This is a genomic window from Acidovorax sp. M14, assembly GCF_049331375.1.
GTDB lineage: Bacteria > Pseudomonadota > Gammaproteobacteria > Burkholderiales > Burkholderiaceae_C > Acidovorax.
Map to the genome: position 1 here is coordinate 997,111 of NZ_CP186263.1, position 15,067 is coordinate 1,012,177.

Consider the following 15,067-nt stretch of genomic DNA (forward strand, 5'->3'; position numbering starts at 1 on the left):
TGTGTTCCACGAACGGTGGTCGCGCGCGGTCGGGTGCTCCGGCGCCAGGACTGCCTCATTGAAATACCGGCCCTGTGCCGGACCTGAGGGAGAACCATGTCTTTGCGGCTCAAATTCAACCTGGTGCTGGCGGGCGTGCTGCTGCTGGCGGTGCTGGGCGCGGGCGCCTATGTGCACCGCTTCCTGCAGCAATCCGCCATCGAGGAGGTGCAGCACAACTCTCAGATCATGATGCACGCCGCGATGGCCATCCGCGACTACACCACCGAACTGGTCAAGCCGCACCTGGATGTGACGCTGGCCGAGAAATTCCTGCCGCAGACCGTGCCCGCCTACGCCGCCACCGAAACGCTGCGCCGGCTGCAGAACCGGTTTCCGGGCTACGAGTACAAGGAAGCGGTGCTCAACCCCACCAACCTGCGCGACCGGGCCAACGAATGGGAAGAGCGCATCATCAGCGACTTCCGCGAAGGCCGCGCTGACCTCAAGAAAGAAGTGACGGGCGAGGTGGGCGAGGGCATGCACCGTGCGATGTACGTGGCCCGCCCCATCACCATCAAGCAGCCCCAGTGCATGGCCTGCCACAGCACGCCCGCCGTGGCGCCCCCCACCATGCTCAAGGTCTATGGCGACAAGAACGGTTTTGGCTGGGGCATGAACGAAACCGTGGGCATCCAGGTGGTGAAGGTGCCGATGTACTTCCCGCTGGAGAAAGCGCGCCAGACCTTCAACACCGTGATGGCAGCGCTGGTGGGCAGCTTTGTGCTGTTGTTTGTCGGCCTGAACCTCTCGCTGTCGTCGCTGGTGATTGAGCCCATGGCGCGGCTGAACAGCAAGCTGGAAGACCTGGCCACCAAGGACTTCCTCACCGACCTGGTCAACCGCCGCCGGTTCTTCGAACGGCTTGAGGCCGACATGGCCGAGACGCGGGTCAAGAAGAGCCAGCTGTCGGTCGTCATGTTCGACATCGACTTCTTCAAGCGCATCAATGACACCTTCGGGCATGACTCGGGCGATGTGGTGCTGAAGAACACGGCGCTGCGCGTGCGCGAACTGCTGCGCTCGTCCGACTGCGCCGCGCGCTTCGGGGGCGAGGAGTTCATCATCCTGCTCAAGGAAACCCCGGTGGATGCCGCCATGGCCATGGCCGAGGCGGTGCGCGCGCGCATTGCCGGTGTGCCGTTCGACGCAGTGGGCCATGTGAGCGCCAGCTTTGGCGTGGCCACCTGGGACCACAAGGAAGACAGTCACGCCCTCATCAAGCGCGCGGACACGGCGCTGTACAAGGCCAAGTCCAGCGGTCGCAATTGCGTGGTCCAGGCCGAAGACGCTGCCTGATTGGCGGGCGCTGGACGTTAGGCGTCAGGCCGTCGCGGCCAGGGCTTCTTCGTAATCCGCCCGGTAGTCAGCAGCCAGCGCGGTTTTCTGCTTTTCCGTCAGCAGCTTGCCCGCCATCTGGAAGAAGCGGTGTTCTTCTTCTTTGAGGTGGTGCTCTACCTTCTCGGCCAGCTTCTTGGCCAGGGGTAGCCATGCAGGGCTGGAGGGCTCGGTGTCTTCGAGCGACTCCACCAGCTCATCGATCTCGTGGTGCTCGGAAATGGCGTGGCGCGACAGATCAATGCCTGCGTCGTGCGCCATCAGCGGGATGTAGAAGTGGCGGTCCTCTGCCTGGGCGTGGGCGGCGAGTTCCTTCTTGAGCTGATCGAACAGATCGCGCCGCTCTGGCGTGTCGCCGCTGGTGTTGGTGAGTGCGCTGTACAGCGCGCGCTGGCGCTCGTGGCTTTCGCGCAGGGCTTCGAAGATGTTGGTGGTATCAGTCATGGTGGGCTGTGCAGTGGTGTGGAGGGCGGCGCGTGGCCTTACTTGAGCACCTTGCGTGCTGCGCCCACGCCAATGGCGGCGAGCACCACAAACACCACGGCAACCACCAGGAACAGCACAAACAGCACCTTGGCGATGCCCGCCGCGCCTGCGGCCACCCCGCTGAAACCCAGGGCCCCGGCCACGAGGGAAATCAGGGCAAAAATGATGGCGTACTTCAGCATGGTGGTCGCTCCTTGCAGTGGATGTTGAGGCAGCTCGGGGCTGCGGAAGGTGTGCAGGCACGATACCGGTGGGCGGTGAGGTGCGCCGTCAGCGCAGGCGGGCGGCAGGTGTAGGAGAGTGCCGCTGGCGTGCTACGGTGAAGCGCCAAAAGAAAAGCCGCAACGCGGGGCGTTGCGGCTTGGGAGGTGGGGTGGCTCTGATGGTGTTTTGGTCTGCGCTCACATCGCTTGCGCGATATGAACTCCGCCCGAAGACCGATACCGCGCTACTCGCGCGGCGGGCTTTACAGCCTTGCCCGTACGTTGGCTGCGGCACGGGCCTTGCGGCCCTTCACATCGCTGCGCGATATGAGCCTGCGCCGAAAGCCGGACAAGCTCGCTTCGCTCGGGGCCTTTACAGGCCCGCTGCTGCGCGCAGCGCAGCCGCCTTGTCCGTCTTTTCCCAGCTGAACTCGGGTTCCTCGCGGCCGAAGTGGCCGTAGGCGGCGGTCTTTTCGTAGATTGGGCGCAGCAGGTCCAGCATCTGGATGATGCCCTTGGGGCGTAGGTCGAAGTGTGCGCGTACCAGCTTGGCGATCTGGTCGTCGGGGATCACGCCCGTGCCTTCGGTGTAGACCGTGATGTTCATCGGCTCGGCCACGCCAATCGCGTAGGCCACCTGGATCTGGCACTGGCGCGCCAGGCCAGCGGCCACCACGTTCTTGGCCACGTAGCGGGCAGCGTAGGCGGCCGAGCGGTCCACCTTCGTTGGGTCCTTGCCGCTGAACGCGCCGCCGCCGTGCGGGCAGGCACCGCCGTAGGTGTCCACGATGATCTTGCGGCCCGTGAGACCGCAGTCGCCTTGTGGGCCGCCGATGACAAAACGGCCGGTGGGGTTGATCAGGTAGCGCGTGTCCTGGATCCATTCCTTGGGCAGCACGGGCTTGATGATCTCTTCAATGATGGCTTCGGTGAACGAGGCCTTCATCTTGGTTTGCGTTTCGCTCTGGTCGGGGTGGTGCTGGGTGGAGAGCACCACGGTGTCGATGCTGTGGGGCTTGCCATCCACATAGCGCATCGTCACTTGCGACTTGGCGTCCGGGCGCAGGAACGGCAGGCGGCCGTCCTTGCGCAGCTGGGCCTGGCGCTCGACGAGGCGGTGCGCGTAGTAGATGGGCGCGGGCATCAGCTCGGGCGTCTCGTCGCAGGCGTAGCCGAACATCAGGCCCTGGTCGCCAGCGCCGGTGTTCAGGTGGTCGTCGGACGCGTGGTCCACGCCCTGGGCGATGTCGTTGGACTGCTTGTCGTACGCCACGAGCACGGCGCAACCCTTGTAGTCGATGCCGTAGTCGGTGTTGTCGTAGCCGATACGCTTGATGGTGTCGCGCGCCACCTGGATGTAGTCCACATGGGCATTGGTGGTGATTTCGCCCGCCAGCACCACGAGGCCGGTGTTGGTCAGCGTTTCAGCGGCGACACGGCTGCGGGGGTCCTGTTTGAAGATCGCGTCGAGAATCGCGTCCGAGATCTGGTCGGCCACCTTGTCGGGGTGGCCTTCAGAGACGGATTCCGAGGTAAAGAGAAAGTCGTTCGCCATTTGAATAAACTCCTGTGTTCCGGCATTTGGGGCGTTGCCCTCACCCCGAAGGAGATCTGGCGAACGCTTTAGCAGATTTTTTTAACGTCGCCCTGCAAGTTGCTCATTTAACTCAGCGACCCCGTCATTTTAATGCCAGTCGTCTTCCGATTCTTTTCCGTATTTCCACTGTGGTTGCTGCACATCATGGGCGCGGCCATGGGCTGGGTGGCGTTTGTGGCGTCTCCTACCTATCGGCGCCGGTTTCTCGCCAACTCGGCGCTGGCGGGTTATTCGTTCGGTGCGGTGCGGGCCGCCGTGGCGCATGCGGGCCGCATGGTGGCCGAACTGCCGCGCCTGTGGATGGGCGCGACCATGCCCTGCGCACTCACGGGCGAGGCTTGTGTGGAGCAGGCCTACGCCGCCGGTCGCGGCATTGTGTTTCTGACCCCACACCAGGGGTGCTTCGAGCTGTCGGCCCAGGCCGCAGCGCGCCGCTGGAGCGCGGAGCGGGGCCCCATCACCGTGTTGTACCGTCCAGCACGCCAGGCCTGGCTGGCCAAGGTGATGGAGACCGCCCGCAACCGCCCCGGCATGCTGGCCGTGCCTACCACGCTGGCGGGTGTGCGTCAGATGATCAAGGCCCTGCGCCGGGGTGAGGCCGTGGGCCTGCTGCCTGACCAGGTGCCGCCCGGAGGGCAGGGCCAGTGGGCGCCATTTTTTGGGCGCGACGCCTACACCATGACCCTGGCCGTGCGCTTGGCGCAGCAGACCGGAGCGGCCGTGGTGCTGGCGCGCTGCGAGCGCCTGCCCTGGGGGCGTGGCTATGTCACGCATTTCGAACCACTTTCCGCGCCACTGTCCGCCGACATGGACCAGGCCGTGCTGCAGATCAACCAGGCCATGGAACATCTCATCCGCCAATGCCCCGAGCAATACCTGTGGGGCTATGGCCGCTACAAGCAGCCGCGTGGCGAGGCTGCTCCGGCGGAGCCTGCCGCAGGGGGCGCAGTATGAAGGGCCTCACAGGGCGTTTGGGCGTGGGGTTCATGCGGGTGCTGGCGCTGCTGCCGCTGCCGGTGTTGCGCGGCATGGGCTGGCTGCTGGGACAGGTGGCCTTTGTGCTGGTGGCGCCCCGCCGCAAGGTGGCTTTGCGCAATCTGGCGCTGTGTTTTCCTGACTGGACCGAAGCGCGCCGCAGCGCCGTGGCGCGGGCCAGCTTTGTCGCGTTTTGCCAGACCTGGCTGGACCGCAGCTGGCTCTGGGCCGCGCCGCGTTCAGTGGTGGAGCAGCGTGTGCGCCTGACGGGCGCGGTGCACGAGCTGGAGGGCGACACGCCCACCATTTTGTTTGCGCCGCATTTCTACGGCATGGACGCGGGGGGGCTGGCCTTGCCGCTGCGCAGCAGCCGTGCGTTCACCTCCATCTTTGCCACCCACCCCGATCCAGCGGTGGATGCCTGGTTCATGGCGGGGCGCCAGCGGTTTGGCGATGTGCGCATGCTCAATCGTTCGGACGGCGTCAAACCCATCATCGCCAGCCTGCGCAAGGGCGGACTGCTGTACCTGCTACCCGACATGGACTACGGCCGCAATGACTCGGTGTTTGTGCCGTTTTATGGTGTGACGGCGGCCACCATTCCGTCGCTGTCGCGGTTTGCGCGACTGGGCCGGGCCAAGGTGGTGGGTGTGTATTCGCGCATGACGCCCACCGGGTACGTGGCCGAGGTCTCGCCCGCTTGGGCCAACTACCCCACCGACGATGCGGAGGCCGATACGGCACGCATGAACCGCGAACTGCAGGCCGTGATCGACACCATGCCCGAGCAGTACTACTGGGTGCACAAGCGCTTCAAGACCCGCCCGGATGGCGAGCCCTCGGTGTATTCCCGCTGAAATATCAGCAAAAACAGCCTGATGCGCTAGTGCATCATGCGCTGATAGCTATTGTTTGGATAGCAAAAAACGCTGGAGCTCCGCGACCACGCGCTCGGGGTGCTCGTGCACGACCCAGTGTGATGCCTGCTCCACCTGCTGCACCTGCAGCTGGGGAATCCAGCCGGGCAGGCCGTCCAGCAGGCCAGGCAGCAGGGCCGGGTCGTCCATGCCCCAGAGCACCAGCGTGGGCACGTCCACTGTCAACATCGACTCGGGCAGGGTGATGGCCTGGGCGCCGGGGTCGCCCTCGCGCGGCGGGCGGATGGGGCTGGCGCGGTAGTAGTTGCAGGCACCCTGCAGGCCTTGCTGCCACAGGGCCCGGTACTGGGCACGCACCTCGTCGGTCAGCCATGCGGGGGCGCTGCCGTCCGGGGCGTTGAAAAAGGCGAACAGGCGGCGGAAGTCGTCTTCGGCCAGCAGGGCTTCAGCATCCGGTCTGCACAAGAAATGCATGTACTGGCTGCCCGCCTGCTGGGCGGCGTTGTGCGACAGCTCGCGCACAAAGGCGCCGGGGTGGGGCGAGTTGATGATGGCCAGGCGCTTCATCAGTTGTGGCTGCTGGTTGGCCAGGTTCCATGCCACGGCGCCGCCCCAGTCATGGGCCACCAGGCATTCCAGCGCACTGCCGGGGCATTCGTGGGCGATCAGCGCGACCAGGTCCTGCACCAGGTGCTTGGCGCGGTACGCATCCACCGCCTGCGGGCTGCTGGACGGGCCAAACCCCCGCAGGTAGGGCGCCACGCAGCGGTAGCCGCCGTTCTCGGGGCGGGCAAAGTGCAGCAGCAGTTCATCCCAGATGAAAGCCCCTTCGGGGAATCCGTGCAGGAACAACAGCACCGGGCGACCGGGGATGCCGCTCACGCGGCAGTGCAGGGTGATTCCGTGGGGGAGGTCAACAAGGCAATCTTGGATCATGACGCTATGCATTCTGTAGCTGCCAGCGCATGATGCAATTGCGCTTGCGGCTAGTTGGTTTCGGATTCGCTGGTGGGCGAAGGCTCGGCGGGGCTGCTGCTGTCCGCAGCCGCAGGGGGCTCTTCGACGAGGGGCTTCACCGGGTGCGCCCACTGCCACAGCAACTGGGCCACTTCATCCACCCCTTGCTTTTTGAGGGCCGAGAACATCTTCACCTCGCCACCCCCGGCGTGCAGTCGCGTAATCGACAGCACCTTGGCCTGTTCGGCGCGCGTGAGCTTGTCGGCCTTGGTCAGCACGATGAGGAACTTGAGTCCTTCTTCCACGCGGGGGCGCACCACTTCGAGCAACGCCTCGTCCAGCTCGGTCAGGCCCAGGCGGGGGTCGCACAGCAGCACGATGCCGGTGAGACCAGGGCGACTGACCAGGTAGTTCACCATTACCTGTTGCCAGCGCACCTTGTCCGAGCGCGACACGGCGGCGTAGCCGTAGCCGGGCAAGTCGGCCAGCACCGCGTCCATCACCCCCTGTTTGCCCAGCGAGAACAAATTGATGTGCTGGGTGCGCCCTGGCTTTTTGGACGCAAACGCCAGCTGCTTTTGCTGGGTGAGGGTGTTGATGCAGGTGGATTTGCCCGCGTTGGAACGGCCCACGAAAGCGATTTCGGGTACGTCGATGGGCGGCAGGTGGTGCAGCTGCGCCGCCGTGGTGAGGAACCTGGCGGTGTGCATCCAGCCCATGGCGATTTTGGCGTCAGGTGCGGGCGGGAGAGAGCCAGCAACTGGCGCAGAGGGGGGTGTCGTCATGGGGAGTTGGGAGAGAAAGAACCATCATTGTAGAATCGCGAGGTTTTGCGCACATAAACACACACCCTCGATATGAAGTTGCTCGCCTCATTGCTGACGGCTGCCGCACTGGCAGCACCTGTTTTTTCGGCCTTTGCAGCGGGTGATGCACCCAAAGCGGCCAAGCCGGATCTCGTCAAGGGCGAGGCCAGCTTCACTGCGGTGTGTGCGGCCTGCCACGGCGCAGACGGCAATTCGGCCATCGCGGCCAACCCCAAGCTGTCGCAGCAACACCCCGAATACCTGGTCAAGCAGCTGCAGGAATTCAAGTCCGGCAAGCGCAACAACGCCGTCATGAAGGGCTTTGCCACGGCCCTGTCGGACGACGACATGCGCAATATCGCCTACTGGCTCACGTCCAAGCCCGCCAAGCCCGGCTTTGCCAAGGACAAGGACCTGGTGGCCATGGGCGAACGCATCTACCGCGGCGGCATTGCCGACCGCCAGATCGCCGCGTGCGCTGGCTGCCACAGCCCCAATGGCGCTGGCATCCCTGCGCAGTACCCCCGCCTGTCGGGCCAGCACGCCGACTACACGGTGTCGCAGCTGAACATGTTCCGCGACGGCTCGCGCGCCAACAGCATCCAGATGACCCAGGTCGCCGCCAAGCTCAATGACAAGGAAATCAAGGCCGTGGCGGACTACATCGCCGGCCTGCGTTGATTGATTGCTTGATATTTGTCATGGCCCGGCCTGATTGACCGGGCGGCACGGAACCTACCGCCAATAACAACCCCAAAAAGGGCGGGTCCATCGCAGCGATGGTCCCGCCCTTTTTCTTTCGCGCTTCGCAGACACCGCTCCCACCCATGTCCGACAACACCAAGGGCCTTCGCATGAAGTCCGGCTCCCAGGCCCTGCGCGCCGGGGTCGAGCTGCTGTCTTCGATGCGGTTCGCCATCTCGCTGCTGACGGTGATCTGCATCGCCTCGGTCATCGGCACGGTGCTCAAGCAGCACGAACCTTCGGCCAACTACGTCAACCAGTTCGGACCGTTCTGGGCCGAGTTGTTTGGCGCCATCCAGCTCAACGCGGTGTACAGCGCCTGGTGGTTCCTGCTGATCCTGGCGTTCCTAGTGATCAGCACCTCGCTGTGCATTGCTCGCAACACGCCCAAGATCCTCACCGACCTCAAGGTCTACAAAGAGAACATCCGCGAGCAAAGCCTGAAAGCGTTTCACCACAAGGCCGAGGCTGCGCTCAGCGACTCTGCCGAGGCCGAGGCACGCCGCATTGGCACGCTGCTGGCGGGTGGCGGATGGAAGGTGCGTCTGCAGCAGCGCGATACCGCCGCTGGCCCAGGCACCGGCTGGATGGTGGCGGCCAAGGCGGGTGCGGCCAACAAGATCGGCTACATCGCGGCGCACAGCGCCATCGTGCTGGTGTGTGTGGGGGGCCTGCTGGATGGCGACCTCATCGTGCGGGCGCAGATGCTGCTGGGCGGCAAGTCGGTCTACACCGGGGGCGGGCTGATCGCCGATGTGAAGCCCGAGCACCGCCTGTCCGAGCGCAACCCCACCTTCCGGGGCAACCTGCTGGTGGCTGAGGGCACGCAGTCGAGCACCGCCATCCTGAGCCAGTCCGACGGCGTGCTGCTGCAGGACCTGCCGTTCGCGATCGAGCTCAAGAAGTTCATCGTGGAGCACTACTCCACCGGCATGCCCAAGCTGTTCGCCAGCGAAATCATCATCCACGACAAGGCCACGGGCGAGAAAACGCCCGCCCGTGTGGAGGTGAACCACCCGGCCAGCTACAAGGGCATCGAGATCTACCAGTCGAGCTTTGACGACGGCGGCTCGCACCTCAAGCTGCGCGCCGTACCCATGTTGGCGGGGGCCAAGCCTTTCGATGTCGAAGGGGTGGTGGGCAACTCCACGCAGCTCACCAACAAGGGCGGTGGCCCTGGCAGCGATACGCTGACGCTGGAGTTCACGGCGCTGCGCACCATCAACGTCGAGAACTTTGGCGGCGCTGGCCCGGGTGGCAGTGGCGCAGATGTTCGCAAGGTGGACCTGCGCGAATCGGTGGAGTCGCGCCTGGGCGCCGCCAACAAGACCGTCACCAAGAAAGAACTGCGCAACGTCGGCCCCAGCGTGAGCTACAAGCTGCGTGATGCGGCCGGCCAAGCACGCGAGTTCCACAACTACATGCTGCCAGTGGACACCGGCGACGGCGTGCCGGTGTTCCTGCTGGGGGTGCGCGAGTCCCCGGCAGAGCCCTTCCGCTACCTGCGGGTACCGGCGGATGACAAGGGCAGCATGGACGGTTTCATGCGCATGAAGGCCGCCCTGGCCGACCCCCAGGCCCGGGAGCAGGCGGTGCGCCGCTACGTGTCGCAGGCCATGGATGCTTCGCGCCCCGACCTAGCTGAGCAACTGCAGCAGTCTGCCGTGCGCGCGCTGGCGTTGTTCGCAGGGCGTGGTGTGGTCGATGGCAAGCCCACGGGCGGGCTGCAGGCCATCTCGGACTTCATGGAAGCCAATGTGCCCGAGGCGGAGCGTGCGCGCGCAGGCGAGGTGCTGGTGCGCATCCTGAACGGCACGCTGTTCGAGCTGGCCCAGTTGACCCGCCAGCGCGAGGGCCTGCCGCCGCTGCCGCAGGACGATCAGACCCGGGGTTTCATGACCCAGGCCGTGCTCTCGCTCAGCGATGCGCAGATCTACCCTGCGCCCCTGGCGTTTGAACTCAAGGACTTCACCCAGGTCCAGGCCAGCGTGTTCCAGGTGGCGCGAGCCCCTGGCAAGAATGTTGTCTATCTGGGCTGCGCCTTGCTGATCCTGGGCGTTTTTGCCATGCTCTACGTTCGCGAGCGGCGCGTGTGGGTCTGGGTGGCCCCGCAGGATGGCCGCACCCACGCCACCATGGCCCTGTCCACCAACCGCAAGACCATGGACGGCGACCAGGAGTTTGTCCAGCTCGCACAAAAACTGATCGGGGCGTCGCCCCGCGAAGGCACCGCATGAACACCGCGACTTCTACCTCGACCGCTACCACGATCACCCTGAACGAGGGGTTCTTCTCGCGCCGCAACTGGTTGGACTGGCTGTTTGCCGCCATCGTGGCCGTGGGCGGGCTGTATGCGCTGCAGCGCTACGGCGCCTTCATGGATGTCTATGAAAAGGGCATTTTGCTGGGAGCCATCCCGTGCACCATCTGGCTGGGCTGGTTCTGGCGCCCGCTGCGCGTGCTGATGCTGGTGGTGGCGGCCGTGGCACTCATGGCCATTGGCCTGTACCAGCAAGACGGGGCGGGCAGCCTGGCGCGGGCGGACACGGTGTTCGGCCTCAAGTATTTCCTGTCCAGCCAGTCGGCCATCCTGTGGATGAGCATGCTGTTTTTCATCAGCACGGCGTTTTACTGGGTGGGCATGTTTGCGCGCGGTGAAGGCAAGACGATGAACATGCTGGGCTCGCGCATTGCCTGGGTGGCGGTGGCGATGGCGCTCATCGGCACGCTGGTGCGCTGGTACGAAAGCTACCTGATTGGCCCGGACATCGGCCACATCCCGGTCAGCAACCTGTACGAAGTGTTCGTTCTGTTTTGCTGGATGACGGCCGCGTTCTATCTGTACTACGAGCAGCAGTACGACACGCGCGCGCTGGGTGGTTTTGTGATGTTGGTGGTCAGTGCTGCCGTGGGCTTTTTGCTTTGGTACACCGTGGTGCGCGAGGCGCATGAGATCCAGCCGCTGGTCCCCGCGCTCAAGAGCTGGTGGATGAAGCTGCACGTGCCTGCCAATTTCATCGGCTATGGCACGTTTGCCCTTTCGGCCATGGTGGCGTTTGCCTACCTCATCAAGCAGCAGGCCACCGAAACCCGCTGGTACAAGCTGGCGCCGCTGTGGCTGCTGGGCGTGGTGCTGTGTTTCGAGCCCATCGTGTTCCGCCAGGGGGCGACGGAAAACGGCGGCAGCTACTGGATGGTGTACTTCGGCGTTTCGGCCTTCATCGTTGCGGGCATTCTGCTGGGGCGCAAGCGCATCGCGGCGCGCCTGCCCTCGTTCGAGATCCTGGACGACGTGATGTACAAGTCCATCGCGGTGGGCTTTGCGTTCTTCACCATCGCCACGGTGCTGGGCGCCCTGTGGGCGGCCGAGGCCTGGGGCGGCTACTGGAGCTGGGACCCCAAGGAGACCTGGGCGCTGATCGTCTGGCTCAACTACGCGGCCTGGCTGCACATGCGGCTCATGAAGGGCCTGCGCGGCACAGTGTCTGCCTGGTGGGCGCTGGTGGGGCTGGCAGTGACGACCTTCGCGTTTCTGGGCGTCAACATGTTCCTGAGCGGCCTGCACAGCTACGGCACGCTCTGAGAGGGCGAGCGCTGTTGACGATCCCTGCCAGATCGTCAACGGGCGCGGCGGGCATGTCGGGCATTCGCAGGCGCACAGCAACCATTGCGTCTTCGGTGTAACCTGAGCGGTCCAGGGAACGAACTAACAGTTGTTCTGCTCTACCGCTGCAGCTGTTTCCCCTTACATGACCGGAGCCACCATGCTGATCCCCTCACGCGATTCGGGTTTCAACCACCCGTACTCCTCCGAAATCACCCCCCGCTCGGTCTACGAAGACCGCCGCCAGATGCTCAAGCTGATGGCGGGCGGTGCTGCCGGCGCCGCCATGGCCGCCTGGGCGGGCCGGGAGGCCCTGGCGCAGCAGGTAGCAGTCACGCGGCCCGGCAAGCTGGCGCCTCTGGCGGGCGCCAAGTCGGCAGTAGCGGGTGCGGTCTCCATGGAGAAGCTCACGGACTACAAGGACGCGAGCACTTACAACAACTTCTACGAATTTGGCACCGACAAGGCCGACCCCGCCCGCAATGCGCACACCCTCAAGACCAGCCCGTGGACGGTGGAAGTTGAGGGCCTGGTCAAGAAGCCCGGCAAGTACGGCATTGAAGACCTGATCAAACTCAGCGCGCAGGAAGAACGCATTTACAGACTGCGCTGCGTGGAAGGATGGTCCATGGTCATCCCGTGGGTGGGGTACTCTCTAGCCGAGCTCATCAAGCGAGTGGAGCCGCAGGGCAGCGCCAAGTACGTCGAATTCGTGACCCTGGCCGACAAGGCCACCATGCCCTTCGTGGGCTCGCGCGTGCTGGACTGGCCTTATGTGGAAGGCCTGCGCATGGACGAAGCCATGCACCCGCTGACCTTGCTGGCCTTCGGCATGTACGGCGAAGTGCTGCCCAACCAGAACGGTGCACCCGTGCGCCTGGTGGTGCCATGGAAATACGGCTTCAAGAGCGCCAAGAGCATCGTGAAGATCCGCTTTGTCGAAAAGGAGCCAGGCACCGCGTGGAACAAGGCGGCCCAGCAGGAGTACGGGTTCTATTCCAACGTGAACCCCAATGTGGACCACCCCCGCTGGAGCCAGGCGACCGAGCGGCGCATTGGTGAAGATGGCTTGTTTGCCAAGAAGCGCAAGACGTTGATGTTCAACGGCTACGAAGCCCAGGTCGGCCAGCTCTACGCGGGCATGGACCTCAAGAAGTTCTACTGAGCGCCCGGGCCTCGCTGCCTTGCTGGGCATTGTGCGAGGCCACGGGGGTTCTTTAATCGCGATGCGAAAATTATTGCTCCACCCCGCCGCCAAACCGGTGGTGTTTGTGTTGTGCCTGTTGCCGCTGGCATGGCTGGTCTATGCAGCGGTGGCGAACCAGCTGGGCGCCAACCCTGCAGAGGCGTTGATCCGCGCCACTGGTGACTGGACGCTGCGGGCGCTTTGCCTGGTGCTGGCGATCACTCCACTGCGCGTCATCACCGCCACCCCGCAGCTGGCGCGGTTTCGGCGCATGCTGGGGTTGTTCGTGTTCTTTTACGGCGTGCTGCACCTGCTGAGCTACAGCTGGTTCGACATGGGTTTCGACATCCCGGACATCCTGCACGACATTGCCAAGCGGCCATTCATCCTGGTGGGCACATTGGCCCTGGTGTTGCTGGCCCTGTTGGCTGTGACGTCGTTCAACCGCGCGATCAAGGCCCTGGGCGGCAAACGTTGGCAAGCGCTGCACCGTACCGTGTATGCAGTGGCCGGGTTGGCGGTGCTGCATTTCTTCTGGATGCGTGCGGGCAAGAACAATTTTGGTGAAGTGGCCATCTATGCCGCCATCCTCGGCGCGCTGCTGGGCTGGCGACTTTGGCACCGACTGCAAAAGCGGTCGGCTGCACCGGCCGGTGCAGCGGCAAGACGGACAGCCGCTGGATCTCCGGGACGTTGATTGCTATTAAATTTATAGCTTATTGGGCATATAGTTGTAGCGCTAGCAGTCGATTTGACCAACATTTACCCATTGACTGCCCGCAGCGCAGGGCGCATCTGTCGGGTCACAGGGTCGATGTACGCGGTGGGAATCTGGTAGGCGCGGTCATCGAACAGGTCGATACCGCACATCAGGTTCTCGATCCATTCAAAGAAGTCGCTAATGGCTTCCTTGCCCATGATCGGGGCACCATGCTGCGGCACGATCATGGCAATGTCGAGCTGCCGTGCCATGCGTGCCCACAGGCGCAGGATTTTGTTGGACACCATGTAGCGGCGGTGGAACCCCTCCATGCGCGGAATGTGCGCCTTGAGGTCAGTCACCGGCACACGGGCCTCAGCCCCCGACATCATCGACACGCCCAAGTCGCCTGTGAACAGAATGCGGCTGACCGGGTCGTAGAAGTGGAAGTTGCCCTCGGAGTGCATGAAGTGCGCAGGCAGCAGCACCAGTTCATGGCGTCCCAGGGGCAGGTGGCCGCCACCGTCTGGCACACCGATCACGCGGTTTTCGGTTTTACCCACCTTGGTGAAGTGCGGTGCAAAGCGCTCCCACACACGTGAGATCACCAGGTTGGCCTTGGTGCTGGTCATCCAGCGGTCCAGCGAGGCGATGATGTCCGGGTCTGCGTGCGAGGCGATCAGGTACGACAGCTTGTGCGGCGGGAAATGTTTGGTCATCCCCATGAACAGCTCGTTGAAAGCGAGGTTGCCGCCCGGGTCGATGATGGCGCCAGTGTCGTCGTCCACGATCAGGAACTGATTGGCCTGCACGGCCTGTCCATCTTCCTCAATGAGGTCGGTGAACATCAGGCAAGCATGATTTTTGTCGCGGTAGAGTTCCAGGGCCATGGCCATCCTGCGGTGCAATAAAGCGCAGACTGTACGAGTACCCCTAAGCTTTGTGCTTGATGGAAATCAAGCGAAACCGCATTGCCTGGCCATCCTGCGCAGGCGGCCGAATGTTTCAGCGTGGCTGCGAGGCGCTGGCTGCAGGCGGCGGCGCAGTGCTGGTGTCGTTGCCCGGCGTGAGTGTTTGCGGCAGCGTGGCACGCTGGCTCGCAGCAGGGCCGGTCGGCAGATACAACGGCCCCCGCTGGCCACAACCGAAGAGGGCTGCCGCACTGGCAGCAAGGACAAGCGTCCTGACTAGAATTTGGGGAGCTTTCAACATGCGCAAATTGTAATGACCGACCTCGAATTCATGGACCACGCCGAACAACTGCTGCTTGCCGTCGAGCGCAGTTGTGATCGCATCAACGACACCTCGGATGCCGATGTGGACAGCCAGCGCTCGGGGGGCATGGTGACCTTGACCTTTCCCAATCGCAGCCAGATCGTGATCAATCTGCAAAAGCCGCTGCACGAGGTGTGGATGGCGGCCCGATCGGGTGGCTACCACTACCGTTTTGATGGCAGCCACTGGCAGGACACCAAAGGCGCAGGGGAGTTTTTTGCGTGCCTCACGCGTGACGCATCACAACAGTCCGGGATGTTGCTGCAGTTTTCTGCGTGA

The 15,067-nt window shown here is 64.0% G+C and carries 16 protein-coding genes; 9 read left to right on the forward strand and 7 right to left on the reverse strand.

The features are described from left to right. The first annotated feature begins 96 nt into the window (after positions 1-96). Positions 97-1,338, forward strand: a complete 1,242-nt coding sequence (locus ACOYR4_RS04615; RefSeq protein WP_015012641.1) for a diguanylate cyclase — start codon at positions 97-99, stop codon at positions 1,336-1,338. A 24-nt stretch (positions 1,339-1,362) separates the two neighbouring features. Here the strand turns inward: ACOYR4_RS04615 and ACOYR4_RS04620 are convergent, their stop codons facing one another. From ACOYR4_RS04620 to metK, 3 genes are all read right to left on the reverse strand, one after another. Continuing rightward, on the reverse strand, positions 1,363-1,821 hold the full coding sequence (locus tag ACOYR4_RS04620; protein WP_422848795.1) for a hemerythrin domain-containing protein: 459 nt from the start codon (positions 1,819-1,821) through the stop codon (positions 1,363-1,365). A 38-nt stretch (positions 1,822-1,859) separates the two neighbouring features. Continuing rightward, on the reverse strand, positions 1,860-2,045 hold the full coding sequence (locus tag ACOYR4_RS04625) for a DUF1328 family protein (protein WP_056060124.1): 186 nt from the start codon (positions 2,043-2,045) through the stop codon (positions 1,860-1,862). A gap of 394 nt (positions 2,046-2,439) precedes the next feature. Then, positions 2,440-3,621 (reverse strand): methionine adenosyltransferase, encoded by a 1,182-nt coding sequence (gene metK, locus ACOYR4_RS04630; protein WP_291445459.1) that lies wholly within the window; start codon positions 3,619-3,621, stop codon positions 2,440-2,442. Between the two features lie 132 nt (positions 3,622-3,753). On the opposite strand from metK, the gene ACOYR4_RS04635 reads away from it, so the two are divergent. Together ACOYR4_RS04635 and ACOYR4_RS04640 are read left to right on the forward strand one after the other, a co-directional pair. Beyond that, complete coding sequence (locus ACOYR4_RS04635) at positions 3,754-4,617, forward strand: lysophospholipid acyltransferase family protein (protein ID WP_422848796.1); 864 nt, start codon at positions 3,754-3,756, stop codon at positions 4,615-4,617. After that, positions 4,614-5,495 carry a lysophospholipid acyltransferase family protein gene (locus tag ACOYR4_RS04640; RefSeq protein WP_422848797.1) on the forward strand — a complete coding sequence of 294 codons (882 nt, stop codon included), beginning with the start codon at positions 4,614-4,616 and terminating at the stop codon, positions 5,493-5,495. Before ACOYR4_RS04635 ends, ACOYR4_RS04640 begins: the two co-directional genes overlap by 4 nt. Positions 5,496-5,543: 48 nt before the next feature. On the opposite strand, the gene ACOYR4_RS04645 is transcribed toward ACOYR4_RS04640, so the two are convergent. Further along, a complete protein-coding gene (locus ACOYR4_RS04645) occupies positions 5,544-6,452 on the reverse strand; it encodes an alpha/beta fold hydrolase (RefSeq protein WP_422848798.1) in 909 nt (302 codons plus the stop codon). A gap of 50 nt (positions 6,453-6,502) precedes the next feature. After that, the gene (yihA, locus tag ACOYR4_RS04650) at positions 6,503-7,258 is read right to left on the reverse strand and encodes a ribosome biogenesis GTP-binding protein YihA/YsxC (RefSeq protein WP_422848799.1); all 756 of its coding nucleotides are present in this window, start codon (positions 7,256-7,258) and stop codon (positions 6,503-6,505) included. Between the two features lie 72 nt (positions 7,259-7,330). Here yihA and ACOYR4_RS04655 point away from each other — a divergent pair, with 72 nt between their 5' ends. The 5 genes from ACOYR4_RS04655 to ACOYR4_RS04675 all read left to right on the forward strand — a co-directional run bounded on the left by ACOYR4_RS04655 (position 7,331) and on the right by ACOYR4_RS04675 (position 13,510). Next, on the forward strand, positions 7,331-7,960 hold the full coding sequence (locus tag ACOYR4_RS04655; protein ID WP_422848800.1) for a c-type cytochrome: 630 nt from the start codon (positions 7,331-7,333) through the stop codon (positions 7,958-7,960). Positions 7,961-8,106: 146 nt separating this feature from the next. Next, positions 8,107-10,260 (forward strand): cytochrome c biogenesis protein ResB, encoded by a 2,154-nt coding sequence (locus tag ACOYR4_RS04660; RefSeq protein ID WP_422848801.1) that lies wholly within the window; start codon positions 8,107-8,109, stop codon positions 10,258-10,260. Then, positions 10,257-11,606 (forward strand): c-type cytochrome biogenesis protein CcsB, encoded by a 1,350-nt coding sequence (gene ccsB / locus ACOYR4_RS04665; protein ID WP_422848802.1) that lies wholly within the window; start codon positions 10,257-10,259, stop codon positions 11,604-11,606. The genes ACOYR4_RS04660 and ccsB overlap by 4 nt, the downstream gene beginning before the upstream one ends. 181 nt (positions 11,607-11,787) lie before the next feature. Then, complete coding sequence (gene msrP / locus ACOYR4_RS04670; protein ID WP_015012652.1) at positions 11,788-12,792, forward strand: protein-methionine-sulfoxide reductase catalytic subunit MsrP; 1,005 nt, start codon at positions 11,788-11,790, stop codon at positions 12,790-12,792. Between the two features lie 61 nt (positions 12,793-12,853). Next, positions 12,854-13,510: a sulfite oxidase heme-binding subunit YedZ gene (locus ACOYR4_RS04675; protein WP_422849622.1), complete on the forward strand. Its 657-nt coding sequence runs from the start codon at positions 12,854-12,856 to the stop codon at positions 13,508-13,510. A gap of 65 nt (positions 13,511-13,575) precedes the next feature. Here ACOYR4_RS04675 and ACOYR4_RS04680 read toward each other — a convergent pair whose 3' ends face one another. Next, positions 13,576-14,403 (reverse strand): MBL fold metallo-hydrolase, encoded by an 828-nt coding sequence (locus ACOYR4_RS04680; protein WP_015012654.1) that lies wholly within the window; start codon positions 14,401-14,403, stop codon positions 13,576-13,578. 115 nt (positions 14,404-14,518) lie between these two features. After that, the gene (gene lptM, locus ACOYR4_RS04685) at positions 14,519-14,725 is read right to left on the reverse strand and encodes an LPS translocon maturation chaperone LptM (RefSeq protein WP_422848803.1); all 207 of its coding nucleotides are present in this window, start codon (positions 14,723-14,725) and stop codon (positions 14,519-14,521) included. A 12-nt stretch (positions 14,726-14,737) separates the two neighbouring features. On the opposite strand from lptM, the gene cyaY reads away from it, so the two are divergent. Continuing rightward, entirely contained in the window at positions 14,738-15,067 is a 330-nt protein-coding gene (gene cyaY, locus ACOYR4_RS04690; RefSeq protein ID WP_015012656.1) for an iron donor protein CyaY, read from the forward strand.